Raw genomic sequence first — 12,289 nt, forward strand, 5'->3', positions numbered from 1 at the left:
GTCAGAGCGCGTAGCGCTTTTCCATTTCGTCGAAATGCGCCTTGTTCACCATGCGCTGCCGCTCGGCGAAGCTGGCCACCGGACCGTCTTCATCCAGCATCGTGTTTTCCTTCAGCTGGCCAAGGGCAACCTGCATGCCGTGCAGCGCGCTCTGCAAGGCGACATTGGCGTAGAGCACCAGCGAAAAGCCCATCTCGTCCAGCGTCTTCAGGTCCATGATCGGGGTGTGTCCGCCGACCACGAGATTGACAAGCTGCGGGGTGCCCTTCAGCGCCTGCGGGATGCCTTGCACCTCGTCCAGCGTCTTCGGCGCCTCGACGAAGGTAATGTCCGCCCCGTCCTCGATGAAGGTGGCGGCCCGGTCCAGCGCCGCCTGATAGCCCTCGGTGGCGCGGGCATCGGTGCGGGCGACGATCAGCGTGTTTTCATCCTGACGCGCATCGACGGCGGCGCGGATGCGCGAGCGCGCCTCGGCGAGCGGCACCACGTCCTTGCCGGCAAAATGGCCGCAGCGCTTCGGCGTCACCTGGTCCTCAAGCTGGATGGCGCTGGCGCCGGCCCGCTCCAGCACCCGCACCGTATGCGCCACGTTCAGCGCGTTGCCGAACCCGTTGTCCGCATCCACCACGATGGGCAGATCGGTCACGCCCCGGATCGCCGAGGTGTGCTGGGCAATTTCCGACAGGTTGATGAAGCCCATGTCCGGCATGCCGAGATAGGTGTTGGTCAGCCCCGCGCCCGTCAGATAGACCCCTTCAAAGCCCAGATCCGCGATCACCCGCGCCGCCAGCGCGTTCGGGGCTCCGGGCAGCAGCATGGCGCCGCCTTGCGCAAGACGCTGCTTGAAGGACTTGCTGATTTCATGATTGAGCACGAACGATCTCTCTTTTCTTTCTGATGGTGATGGGGGCGGCGCGGGTCAGGCGTCGTCGGATTTGAGCTGCGCCTCAAGAGAGGCCCAGCTGTTCTGGATGTGGCGGCGCATCAGCAGGCCCGCCACTTCGCTGTCGCCAGCGGCAATCGCTTCCACGATCCGCTCATGCTCCCTCAGGGCGGAAACGCCCCGCCCGGTCACATGGGTATGCCGGACCCGGAGCAGCGCCAGCTGCGGATAGAGTTCCTTGGTCAGATAGCGCTGGATGATCGCGTTGCCGGCCATGCGGGCGACGATGTTGTGAAAGTCGCGGTCGGAGCCCCCTTGCAGATAGGCGCCGGTCGGATGGGCGGCGACGTCCCGGGAGTGACCCGCCAGCACCGCGCGCAACTGCGCCACCGCTTCCGCAGAGGCGGATGCGGCGGCAAGGGACGCGGCCTGCGCCTCCAGCGCCTCGCGCACCTGGTAGAGCGCGCGAGCATCGTCATAGCTCATTTCGCGGACACGGGCGCCGCTGTGCGGCACCACGGTCACCACCCCGGTCTCGGCGAGCATCTTCAGTGCCGCGCGAATCGGACCACGGCTGACATCGAAGCGCTTGGCCAGAGCCACCTCACCCAGGCGGGTTCCGGGCGCGAGCTCCCCGGCCAGGATTTCCTCGCACAGGCAGTCATGGATTCGCTGCGCCGCCAGCCCTGCCGGGCTCTCGTCTTTTGTAAACAATTCTGCAGCCATGACGTTCCTTCGCCTACTCTCCGCCGGCCTCAATCTTGTATCAAAAAGCCCATTATTTGCGGATTTGTCAAGGAATCGAACTGGCATTCATGTGTCTTGACAGAACCCGATCTTTGCTATTTTGTCTTACAATATTGCAGTTTCACGACAGATCGTGGATGGGAGGAACCTGAGAAATCTCATGAAAATCGCAGCTCTGAAATATTGTGTCGCCGGCCTGCTCCTGGCCTCCTCGGCAGCCCTTGCGGATGTCACCGCTCCGGAGTGCATCGCTCCGGCGAAGCCCGGCGGTGGCTTCGACCTGACCTGCCGCGTGGCCCAGACCGGCCTTGCCGCGCAGTTCGACAAGCCGATCCAGGTGACCTTCATGCCAGGCGGCATCGGCGCCGTGGCGTTCAGCCAGTTCAACACCACCCGCACCGACGACCCGAACGCGATTGTCGCCTTCTCGTCCGGCTCGCTGCTCAACATCGCCACCGGCAAGTTCGGTGAATTCACCGAGAACGACGTCCGCTTCCTGGCCACCGTCGGTGCGGATTTCGGCGCCGTCGTCGTGCGGGCGGACAGCAACTTCGAAACCCTCGATGACCTGATGGCGGTCTTCAAGGAGAACCCGGCCGAGGTGGTCGTCGGTGCCGGCGGCTCCGTCGGCTCGCAGGACTGGATGAAGGGCGCCCTGCTGCTCAAGTCCGTGGAAAGCAGCCCGCGCGACATGCGCTACGTGTCCTTTGAAGGCGGCGGCGAGGCCCTGGCGGCCCTTTTGGGCGGCTCCATCGACATGGTCACAGCCGATGTGGGCGAGGTGATCACCCATCTGGAAGCCGGCAACATCCGCGTGCTGGCCGTGCTCTCCCCCGAGCGGCTCGACGCGCCGTTCGACCAGATCCCCACGGCGATCGAGCAGGGCTATGACGTCGAGTGGACGATCATGCGCGGCTTCTACATGGGCAACAACGTGCCGGATGCGGACTACCAGACCTGGGCGGACGCCTTCGCCAAGGCCTACGAGACCGAGGAGTTCCGCAAGATCCGCGAAGAAAAGGGCCTGCTGCCGCTGAACCTCTCCGGCGCCGAGCTTGACACCAAGGTCAAGCAGCGCATCGGCGAGCTGCGCCAGATCGCCCGCGACGCCGGTCTGATCAAGTAACCGTCAAGCCCGGCAGATGCGCAATCTGCCGGGCTTTTTTTCGCTCTCACGACCCCGTGGACGGACACATGATCGACCGCATTTTCGCCGGCACATTGCTCCTGATCACCCTGGCCTATGGCTTCATCGCCTTCACGCTCATCAAGGCGCCGTTCCAGTACGACCCGATCGGCCCGGAAGGCTGGCCGCAGATCCTCGCCATTGTCGCGGTGATCTGCCTGATCATGCTAATGATCCGGCCGGACGTGGACAGCCTCGACACCAGCCGGCCGACCTGGATCAAGCTCGCCTGCGCCTCGGCGATGTTGTTCGCCTATGCGGAGCTTTACGAGCCGCTCGGCTTCATCATCGCCACAGCCCTGTTCGCCACGCTGATGGCGCGCCTTCTGGGCGCGGCCTGGGGGCGCTCGGCGGCGTTCGGCATCACCATCGGCGTTGCCGGATATCTCGTCTGCGCCGGCCTGATGGGCCTCAACCTTCCCGCCGGGCCGCTGCCCAAGATTTAAGGACGCCAAGAGATGCAAGAAGTTTTCGCCAGCCTGGGCACAGGCTTCGGCGTCGCGCTGGCGCCGTTCAACATCATGCTGGTGCTGATCGGCTGCTTCGCCGGCACGCTCATCGGCGCCCTTCCCGGTATCGGTCCGATCAACGGCGTCGCCATTCTCCTGCCCATCGCCTACGGGCTGGGGCTGCCGCCCGAAAGCGCCCTGATCCTGCTCGCCGGCATCTATTACGGCGCCGAATACGGCGGCCGGATTTCCTCCATCCTGCTCAACGTGCCGGGGGACGCCGGCGCGGTGATGACCACGCTCGACGGCAACCCGATGGCCAAGCGCGGCGAAGCGGGCCGCGCCCTGTCGCTGTCGGCCATCGCCTCGTTCGTCGGCGGCACCTTCGCCGTCATCCTGATGTCTATGTTCGGGCCGGCGCTCGCCCGCTTCGCGGTTACCTTCTCGCCGTCCGATTATGTGGCGCTGATGGTCTTCGCCTTCGCCTCGCTGGCCTCGCTGGTCGGCAAGAACCCGTGGAAGACCTTGATGGGCGCCTTGATCGGCCTGATGCTCGCCACCATGGGCATCGACGGCAACACCGGCGTGCCGCGCTTCACCTTCGGTGTGCCCGACCTTCTCGCCGGCATCGACTTCCTGATCGTGGTGATCGGTCTGTTTGGCATGGCCGAGCTGTTCCACCTGGTCGAGCAGCAGGTGACCGGCAAGCTCCAGACCCTGCCGGTCGACAGCTCCTTCGTGCGCATGGCCGATCTGGCCCGGACGAAATGGACGATCCTGCGCGCCTCGATCATCGGCTTCTTCATCGGCATCCTGCCGGGAACCGGCGCCTCGGTGGCCTCGGCCGTCGCCTATGGCGCGGAAAAGCGCGCCGCCGGCGCGGACACGAGCGAATTCGGCAAGGGCGATGTGCGCGGCCTCGCCGCCCCGGAAGCCGCCAACAACGCAGCGGCCAGCGGTGCGATGGTGCCGATGCTGACGCTCGGCATCCCCGGCTCGGGCACCACCGCCATCCTGCTGGGCGCCCTGATGTTGTTCAACGTCCAGCCCGGCCCGCTGCTGTTCACCCAGCATCCGGAGATCGCCTGGGGTCTGATCGCCTCCATGTATGTGGGCAACGTGGCGCTCCTGATCATCAACCTGCCGCTGGTGGGCCTGTTCGCCCGGATGCTGACCATCCCGCAGCATTACCTGACACCGCTGATCGCCATCCTGGCCTTCATCGGGGTGTATTCGATTGTCGGCAATCCGTTTGATCTGTTCCTGATCATCCTGCTGGGCATGTTCGGCTGGCTGCTGCGCAAGATGGAATTCCCGCTCGCACCGGTCATTCTCGGCTTCGTGCTCGGTGGGCTGTTCGAGGACAACCTGCGCCGTGCCCTGTCGATCTCGGCCGGCGACTGGGGGATCCTGGTGGAGAGCTGGAAGAGCCTGGCACTCTACGGCCTTGCCGTGCTCGCCGTGGTGCTGCCGGCAACCCTGTCCTACCTTAACAAACGCCGAGCGCGTGACCGCGCCCCAACTTGAGACAGGCGGCGCCCCGCCGCCCTTTCTCGCAAGGCCCCTTGAGGAGAGATCTTCAAGGGGCTTTTTTTCGCGTTCCCCCTGAGGCACACCTAGCCGGTAACGCCGTACCGGCGCATCCGATTGTAGAGCGTCTTGCGCGAGATCCCCAGTGCTGCGGCGGTCTTGCCCCGGTGGAAGCCGTTGCGCCACAGCGCGTCGATCAGGCGCGTCTTCGCATCCAGAACAGTGGCCCCGGCCAACGCACCCGCAGCATTGCCAATAATCCCGCGCACATCCTCAGGGCTCAACTCGCCGTCATGGCCCAGGGAGGTCATCACCCCGACCACCCGGTCGATCTCCAGATCGTTGGCGGCCCACAGATGGCCGCGCAGCACCTGCACCGCCGCCGCCGAAAACCGGGGGACCTGTCGAGGGGGCCGCCCGACCCCGGCCATCCGCGCCTCGATCAGCTCGACGATATCTGCGGAGCGCGCGCGCACCGGCGGATAGGTCACCGTCCAGCCCTCCAACAGGGCGGACAGCTCCGGCACCAGTGCCGCCGCATCTCCCCCGCCCTCGTCGATCACCACCAACCGTGCGGTGAGCTTCAGCGACGCCCGGGTCTTCGGATGCGCCACAGTTTCCCGCCTGAGCCGCATGGCAAGCCGCCGCTGCCCGCCCTTAGGGATCAGATGGGCATTGCGCAAGACAACGACCCGGGTGGTCGGGTCGGTGAGAAGCCCCAGTGTCGTCAGATCGCCGCGCTGGTGCCCGAGCAAGCGCCGAACCGCATGGGAGGCAAGGCTTTCCTGCGCCGCATCGACGATCCGCACCGCCTCCCCCGCCCCCTTCGACAGAGCGCCGATCACCGGGCCGTCATCGAGCCCGCTTTCGCAGACAACCCTGAGCGGATGAGCGCTGGCGCACATCTTCCGCAAGGTCTTGAGAAAGGCGATCAGGCAGGGAGCCCGCCCGACGAAGCCGAACGGCCGCGACCAGTCCAGCACCTCCTGATCGCCCGCTACGATCTGCCGGCGCGCCTCGCCCGCCTGCTTGTACCCGGCGATCCGGTTGGCCACCGACGCTTCGAAGGGCAGCCGGTCGAGGGTGGAGCCGCCAACATAGCCATCGATGGGCGCATGCAGCGCCACATGGGCGAGATCATCGGAGGTATCGATCGGCCCGCCTTCGAGAAAGAAACGAATGCTCGGGTCGACCCGCTTGATCAATCGGCCGATGCTATGGGCAATCGCCCCGGCCTCTTCCAGCGACATGCGGGCCTCATGCCCCAGCCGCCCGCCGACGTTCCAGCCGAAATTGTAGAGAATGTTGCGCAGGCCCGCCTCGGCCGCCCGCCGCGCCTCCTCCGCCGAGCCGCAGTAGTAAAGGCTCTGCAGCCCCAAATCCTGCGCCGCCCGGAGAATTGCGATTTCCGTCTCGGCACCGATCCCGACAGTGGCCAGCACCTCTCGCAGGCTCGCGGAGAGCAGCATCACCGGCGGGAAGTTGACCACGCCGGCGAACCCCAGCTCCCGGGCCCGGCGCCCCGGCGCCGCTGGATCCCCCGCCTGCCCCCAGCAATTGACCCCGAGGAAAACCGGCACCTGAGCGCGCGGCAGGATCTCCCGCATCGCCACGTCGATGGAGATCGTGTCCGCGTCATGGGTGGGAAGAGTGGAGGCAATCGATGGCGCCCCCATGTTGCGCAGGCGTCCGGCATTGATCGCCAGCAGGAAATCGGCCCCGCCGAGTTCCGCCGCATGCGCGGCAATGCCACTGCCGACCACGGCCCCAACCACCAGATCCATGGCTCTGCTCCCGCACGCTCCCAGCTTTCCCCTGTCTGCACATGCCACATGGACACGGAGAACGAAAGCCGATGCACGCGAATTGGGCTGACGGCGAGCCGTTTTCCGGGAAGCGAAATCAGAGGGTTAGTCGCGCACCACCTCCCAGCTGTCATCCGGGTTGAAGCGCTCCATCGCGCGCGCGATCTTGTCCGTCTCCGGCCCCAGATCCGCCTGATACAGCGTGCCGTGATGGCTGATCGCGAAGGTATAAACCCCGGTCTCGCCATAGCGCACCGGCCAGGCGACAAGGGCAAAACCAGCGATCATGTTGCCATTGATGATGTAGTCATAATGCCCGCCGGCAATGTTCTCGCCCTGCCCGGTCAGCACCCGGAAGCGATAGCCGAAATAGCCCTCCCCCTCGACCGCCCGGTCGAGTGCGGCCTGATCGGTGAAGGCGCCGGCCGGGCTCGGCTCGGCCCCATCGGTTTCCGGCCAGTAGAGCCCGTCCTGCGCGCCATCGGAGCTGACGAGTTTCTGGGCAAATTCCAGCACGCCATCATCATCCCAATCGCCGGCGGCGTAGCTTTCCTGCGCCTCCACATAGGCCCGCGCGGTGGCGATGGCCTCCAGCTCGTTCTCGCCGATGCGCCGGTTCACGATCTCCTGGAGCCCTGCATAGGTATCGAAGGACCACCGGCCATCCTCTCCCTTGACCACCGGAAACGGCAGAGGCCAGAGGATCCGTCCGATCCGGATCAGCACCCGGTCACCCAGATCGCTGACGCTGACCCGCCGCGCCGCGCCCTCGCGGATCGCGGCGAAGGTCTCCAGCGTTGCCTCCGAGCCCTTCACCGCATCCGGATCGAGGCCGAGAAGCTCCACCGTCGCGGCGAGGTCTCCCGCGGCGAGACGGTCCTTGAACGCCTGAACCGCTTCCTCGGACGAAGCGAAGGTGGGCGGTTCCTCCTCGGACACGAAGGCGGCAATGCCGGCAGGCGGCTGCGCCTTCGCCTGCTCTTGCTTCTGTCCTTGCTCCTGCGCCCGCGCATCGCCCGCGCTCGGGCCAGGAGGCGCCAGAAAGACCCCGCCCCCCAGGGCAAACAGGATCAGCAGCCGAAACACGCCCGTTTTCATGATCGCTCCTTCCAGTAAAGACTGGACTGCACGCGGCCAGACACGGTCCATCGGCAAGTTGCCCGGCCTCGGTTCACCGCCGGCGCCCGCCGCCGCGATGGACTGTCCTGTGTGCCCGGTTGCCGCCGCGCTGGCCGCCGCCCATCGACTGCCGCCCCCGGTTGGAATGCACCCGGGCGCTGCGCCCACTGCGTACCTGCCCCAGCCCGGATGGGTTTTTCGGCCGCCGGTCGACGCGCCCTGCCGGACGCGCCTTCCCCGGCGCCCTGTGCTTGGCCTTGCTCCGCGCCTTGGTGTTCGCCGCCTTGGAGCGCGCGCCCTGCCCGCCCTTGCGGGCGACGTTTCCCTGAGCCGGTTTCGCTGCCGGCCGGGTTCGTGCGGTCCCGGTGCCCGGCTTGGCCTTCAGCCCCTCCAGCGTCGATTTGCGCACATCCCGGCCCGTGCGGTTGCCGCCGCCCGCGCCCGGCCGCTTGTCCCTGGCCAACGACGACGCCCGATTGCCGATGTTGTTGCCCTTGTTGGCCTCGATGTTGTTGCGCAAGTTGGTGCGGTCGATCTTGCCGAGCTGCGATTTGTCGAACGAGATCTTCGACCGGTCGACGTTGCGCCAGTCAACATCGCCGATATTGATCTTGCCGTTGAAGTCGACGTTGTTGAGGCACCGGTTGCAGTTGATGTTGACATTGCCGCCATTCCAGCGCCCGCCCCAGACGCCCCACCGGTTCCAGTCGATCACCGCGCCCCAGATCACGCCGGTCACCACGCCGGCGAAGAAGGTCGCGCCGGGGGAGTAATAGACCGGATAGGGATCGGGATAGTAGCTGATCGGCACGGGCTGATAGTCCGGCACATACAGCATCTCCGGCTCGTATTGCGGAATATAGACCACATCCGGCTTGGTCGGCTTGATGACGATGCTGTCCTGTTCCTCCACCACCTGGATCTTGTCATCGGACTTGATGATGCCGGCGGCCTGCGCCTCGGCCCGCAACTGCTGGATGGCGACCAGCACGTCCTTTTGCTGCGCGCCCAGCGCCGCTGCCAGCGACTGGGTCCAGTCGAGATCGTCGCTCATCATCTTGACGATCTGCGGATAGTTCAGCAGCGAAATGACGCTGCCGTCCCAACTGCTCTTCGGCTCCAGCTTGTCGTTCTTCGCCCGCTCGTCGAGAAACCGCGACGCCTCGACGATCTGCAACGGGTAGAGCGAAGCGGCGGAGATCAGCGCCACCAGTTCGTCCGGATAAAGGGCAATCCGCGCCACCAGAACCTCAAGCTCATCCTCGCTGAGCAGGTCTGACGCCGCATCGGCGGCCGAACTCTCGGCGGAGGCGGAGGCGGAGGCCGGCGACGGTTGCGGTACGGGGATCTGTTGCTGCGCCTGCGCGCGCACGGCAGCGCCGGGGGGCAAGGCCGTACCCGTGATCAGAAGCCCCACGGACGTCAGCGCAACCAGCGCATGATGTCGCAGCATTGAACCCTCCTCCCTCGAACGGCGGCGCGCACTGTGCCGGTTCGTTTCCTGTTCATGCATGCAGGTGGCACGGGGCATGACCTCCGCTCCACGCTGGAGCCCGGTCGCAGGCACGGGCAATGACACCTCCAGCCGGTTTCAGCCCACGCATGGTACAACGTCAGGCCGCAGGAGGCGAGCCATACCCGCCGGGCAGCTCACGAAGGGCCACCCGGCGGAGTGCGAACCACCCGCCACCTGGTCGATGGTGACAGGTGGTCCCTCGTCAGTTCGCCAGGCCTTCGCTCAGCTTTTTCTCAATGCTGCTGAGGTTGAACGAGCCGGGCGTCTGGCTCGGCGGATACTCCGTCATGGTCTTGAGGAACTGCGCGGCCAGCGACTGGATCGGCACCAGAATGAACGCCCGGTCCAGGAACCAGTCATTGTAGGTGTTCGAATTGTGCTGGGCCCGCTCGAACGGATCGCGGCGCAGGTTGAACAGCAGCGGCGTTCTCAGTTCGACAAACGGCTCCCGCCAGACACCGAACGCCTGACCGCGATTCTCCAGGAACACCACCTTCCAGTCGTCGTAGCGCGCGGCAACCACGTTGCCATCGTCATTGACGTACCAGAACTCATGGCGCGGTGCCTCGCCCTTACCCTCAAGATAGGCAAGCTGGTTGTAGCCATCGATGTAGTTGCGATAGCTGCGCCCGTTCAGCTCGACCCCTTCGCGCAGCTGCGCCTTGATATCGGGATTGCCGGCGATGGCTGCGAAGGTTGGCAACCAGTCCTCATGGGCGACGATGCCGTTCAAGGTCTTTCCCGCCGGGAAACGCCCCGGCCAGCGCACGAAGGCCGGCACCCGATAGGCGCCTTCCCAGTTCGAGTTCTTCTCGCTGCGGAACGGAGTGGTGCCCGCATCGGGCCAGGTGTTGTAGTGGGGACCGTTATCGGTCCCGTACATCACCACCGTGTTGTCGGCGATGCCCAGATCGTCGAGCTGCTTCAGCAACTCGCCCACCAGCATGTCATGCTCGACCATGCCGTCGTGATAGTTGTTGCCGCTGGCGCCGGAGATCCCCTTGTGCTCCTCCTTCACATGGGTGCGGAAATGCATCCGGGTGGCATTCCACCACACGAAAAACGGCTTGCCCGCTTCATGCTGGCGCTTGATGAAATCCATGGCGGCGGCGACCGTCTCCTCGTCCACCGTCTCCATGCGCTTCCGGGTGAGCGGCCCCGTATCCTCCACGCGCTGGGTGCCGTCCTCGTTGGCCCAGGAGTGAATGACCCCGCGCGGACCGAACTGCTCGCGGAAGGTCTTGCCATTGACCAGCACCATGTCGCCCGGGTAGTCGCGGTTTTCCGGCTCTTCCTCGGCGTTCAGGTGATAGAGGTTGCCCAGGAACTCATCGAAGCCATGCATGGTCGGCAGGTGCTCGTCCCGGTCGCCCTGATGGTTCTTGCCGAACTGACCGGTGGCATAGCCCTCCGACTTCAGCACCGTCGCCATGGTCACATCGGTTTTCTGCCAGCCCTGTTCGGCGCCGGGCAATCCCACCTTGGTCATGCCGGTGCGCACCGGCACATTGCCGCCGATGAACGCCGCACGCCCAGCGGTGCAGCTCTGCTGCGCATAGTAGTCGGTAAAGCTGAGACCTTCCCGGGCGATCCGGTCGATGTTCGGCGTCTCGTAGCCCATCATGCCCCGGTTGTTGAAGCTGATGTTCCAGGTGCCGATATCGTCCCCCCAGATCACCAGGATGTTCGGCTTGGCGTCCTCCTGCGCCTGAGCGGTGGAGACGACCGTCAGCGCGGCGATCCCGCAGGCAAGAACGCCTGCCCCCAGGACCACCGCGGACGCTCTCAGGAATTTCGGAAATTCAGTATGCCTTCCTATACCAAGCATTTTCCTCTCCCTTTTCCAACGCACTGAAACAAAAAAGGAATCAAACCACCGCACCCGCCCGGACACGCGGAAAGCACTGAAGCTTCGCCTGCACGGCGCGGAGCGGGACCGCTTGCCGCCCGTCCCGCTACTTGGGGAAGATCCGCGTCCAGTCGGTCTTCATGCTGACGATCACCCAGCCGCGCTCAGGCGCCTCGTCAAGTCCGCGATCCAGCTTGCCGATTGCGGAGGTCCGGTCATAGGCAACCTCCCGCTCCGCATCATCATGGTGAATGAGCAGGCCCAGCCGGCGCCCTTCGCCGGAGGTCGTCCACTCCAGCATCTGAAAGTCGCCATCCGAATTGCCGAAGGCGGCGATCGGGCGTTTGCCGATGAACTTGTTGATGCCGACCGGCTTGCCCTCCTTGTCGTCGATATGATCGATTTCCGGCAGGCGCATGAGCACCGGCTGGCCGTCGCGCAGTTCGTAGCGAGTGCGAATGGAGCTGCCGATCACGTTCTCGGGCGGAATACCGTAGACCTTCTCGGCCCATGGGCGCATGAACTCGATGCCACCACCGGAAACGATGTAGATCTCGAACCCGTTCTTCCGCAGGTAATCGAGCAGCTCCAGCATCGGCTGGTAGATCATGGACGTATAGAGCTTGCCCGATTTCGGGTGCCGCGCCGTGGCGATCCAGTCCGCGGCAATCCGGGAAAACTCTTCGCTGGACATGCCCGTATGGCTGGCCGCGAGGATCTGCGCCAACCCGTGCTTCCCCGTCGCAATGACGCCCGCCATGTCTCCGGCAAGCACCGACTTGAATGGTTCGGTGTCCCGCCACTCCGGATGATCGCCGGCCAGATCCCGTATCCGGTCGAGGGCAAAGGCCAGTTGCACATAGAGCGGCTGCTCGCTCCACAAGGTGCCGTCATTGTCGAATGTGGCAACGCGGTCCGCAGGAGGCACATAGTCAGAGCTTCCCTCGGTCGTCACCGCCGTGACGAAGTCGACAATCGCCGCCTTTGCCTCCCCTTCGCCCCAGGACGGCAAGAGCTCCGTCGACATGGCGGGCAATGCCAACAACATGAGCAACGCCCCTGAGAAGGCACCATGGAAGAAGAATTTCCCAATACGCTCCATAGGTTGACCTCCCATTTCGGGCATCGATTTCCGCAAGGAAAGAAAAAATTTACTAACCCCCCACCCCAAGGTGAGACGAATTTTACAAATCATATATACATCA

The 12,289-nt window shown here is 64.9% G+C and carries 10 protein-coding genes; 3 read left to right on the top strand and 7 right to left on the bottom strand.

Annotated elements, in window-relative coordinates:
* Position 1: 1 nt before the first annotated feature.
* Both IEV83_RS03565 and IEV83_RS03570 read right to left on the bottom strand, forming a co-directional pair.
* Complete coding sequence (locus IEV83_RS03565; RefSeq protein WP_181761580.1) at positions 2–874, bottom strand: isocitrate lyase/PEP mutase family protein; 873 nt, start codon at positions 872–874, stop codon at positions 2–4.
* Positions 875–919: 45 nt separating this feature from the next.
* Positions 920–1,609: a GntR family transcriptional regulator gene (locus IEV83_RS03570; RefSeq protein WP_181761581.1), complete on the bottom strand. Its 690-nt coding sequence runs from the start codon at positions 1,607–1,609 to the stop codon at positions 920–922.
* 181 nt (positions 1,610–1,790) lie between these two features.
* On the opposite strand from IEV83_RS03570, the gene IEV83_RS03575 reads away from it, so the two are divergent.
* The 3 genes from IEV83_RS03575 to IEV83_RS03585 all read left to right on the top strand — a co-directional run bounded on the left by IEV83_RS03575 (position 1,791) and on the right by IEV83_RS03585 (position 4,792).
* Positions 1,791–2,756: a Bug family tripartite tricarboxylate transporter substrate binding protein gene (locus IEV83_RS03575; protein ID WP_181761582.1), complete on the top strand. Its 966-nt coding sequence runs from the start codon at positions 1,791–1,793 to the stop codon at positions 2,754–2,756.
* Between the two features lie 68 nt (positions 2,757–2,824).
* Positions 2,825–3,262 (top strand): tripartite tricarboxylate transporter TctB family protein, encoded by a 438-nt coding sequence (locus tag IEV83_RS03580; protein WP_181761583.1) that lies wholly within the window; start codon positions 2,825–2,827, stop codon positions 3,260–3,262.
* A gap of 12 nt (positions 3,263–3,274) precedes the next feature.
* Positions 3,275–4,792, top strand: coding sequence for a tripartite tricarboxylate transporter permease (locus IEV83_RS03585; RefSeq protein WP_181761584.1), 1,518 nt, complete (start codon positions 3,275–3,277; stop codon positions 4,790–4,792).
* 89 nt (positions 4,793–4,881) lie between these two features.
* On the opposite strand, the gene IEV83_RS03590 is transcribed toward IEV83_RS03585, so the two are convergent.
* The 5 genes from IEV83_RS03590 to IEV83_RS03610 all read right to left on the bottom strand — a co-directional run bounded on the left by IEV83_RS03590 (position 4,882) and on the right by IEV83_RS03610 (position 12,132).
* Positions 4,882–6,579, bottom strand: coding sequence for a phosphoenolpyruvate hydrolase family protein (locus tag IEV83_RS03590; RefSeq protein WP_181761585.1), 1,698 nt, complete (start codon positions 6,577–6,579; stop codon positions 4,882–4,884).
* 126 nt (positions 6,580–6,705) lie between these two features.
* On the bottom strand, positions 6,706–7,698 hold the full coding sequence (locus tag IEV83_RS03595; RefSeq protein ID WP_181761586.1) for a DUF2950 family protein: 993 nt from the start codon (positions 7,696–7,698) through the stop codon (positions 6,706–6,708).
* Between the two features lie 73 nt (positions 7,699–7,771).
* Positions 7,772–9,172 carry a DUF3300 domain-containing protein gene (locus tag IEV83_RS03600; RefSeq protein ID WP_181761587.1) on the bottom strand — a complete coding sequence of 467 codons (1,401 nt, stop codon included), beginning with the start codon at positions 9,170–9,172 and terminating at the stop codon, positions 7,772–7,774.
* Between the two features lie 265 nt (positions 9,173–9,437).
* Entirely contained in the window at positions 9,438–11,063 is a 1,626-nt protein-coding gene (locus IEV83_RS03605; protein WP_181761588.1) for an arylsulfatase, read from the bottom strand.
* Between the two features lie 127 nt (positions 11,064–11,190).
* Positions 11,191–12,132: an HAD family hydrolase gene (locus IEV83_RS03610; RefSeq protein WP_244628044.1), complete on the bottom strand. Its 942-nt coding sequence runs from the start codon at positions 12,130–12,132 to the stop codon at positions 11,191–11,193.
* Between the last annotated feature and the right edge of the window lie 157 nt (positions 12,133–12,289).

It is taken from the genome of Stappia taiwanensis, assembly GCF_014635285.1.
GTDB lineage: Bacteria > Pseudomonadota > Alphaproteobacteria > Rhizobiales > Stappiaceae > Stappia > Stappia taiwanensis.

Excerpts from the sequence above, each read along its gene's own strand:
- IEV83_RS03585 (WP_181761584.1), top strand. The coding sequence starts at position 3,275 with ATGCAAGAAGTTTTCGCCAGCCTGGGCACAGGCTTCGGCGTCGCGCTG.
- IEV83_RS03590 (WP_181761585.1), bottom strand. The coding sequence starts at position 6,579 with ATGGATCTGGTGGTTGGGGCCGTGGTCGGCAGTGGCATTGCCGCGCAT.
- IEV83_RS03575 (WP_181761582.1), top strand. The coding sequence starts at position 1,791 with ATGAAAATCGCAGCTCTGAAATATTGTGTCGCCGGCCTGCTCCTGGCC.
- IEV83_RS03600 (WP_181761587.1), bottom strand. The coding sequence starts at position 9,172 with ATGCTGCGACATCATGCGCTGGTTGCGCTGACGTCCGTGGGGCTTCTG.
- IEV83_RS03580 (WP_181761583.1), top strand. The coding sequence starts at position 2,825 with ATGATCGACCGCATTTTCGCCGGCACATTGCTCCTGATCACCCTGGCC.
- IEV83_RS03605 (WP_181761588.1), bottom strand. The coding sequence starts at position 11,063 with ATGCTTGGTATAGGAAGGCATACTGAATTTCCGAAATTCCTGAGAGCG.
- IEV83_RS03595 (WP_181761586.1), bottom strand. The coding sequence starts at position 7,698 with ATGAAAACGGGCGTGTTTCGGCTGCTGATCCTGTTTGCCCTGGGGGGC.
- IEV83_RS03570 (WP_181761581.1), bottom strand. The coding sequence starts at position 1,609 with ATGGCTGCAGAATTGTTTACAAAAGACGAGAGCCCGGCAGGGCTGGCG.
- IEV83_RS03610 (WP_244628044.1), bottom strand. The coding sequence starts at position 12,132 with ATGTTGTTGGCATTGCCCGCCATGTCGACGGAGCTCTTGCCGTCCTGG.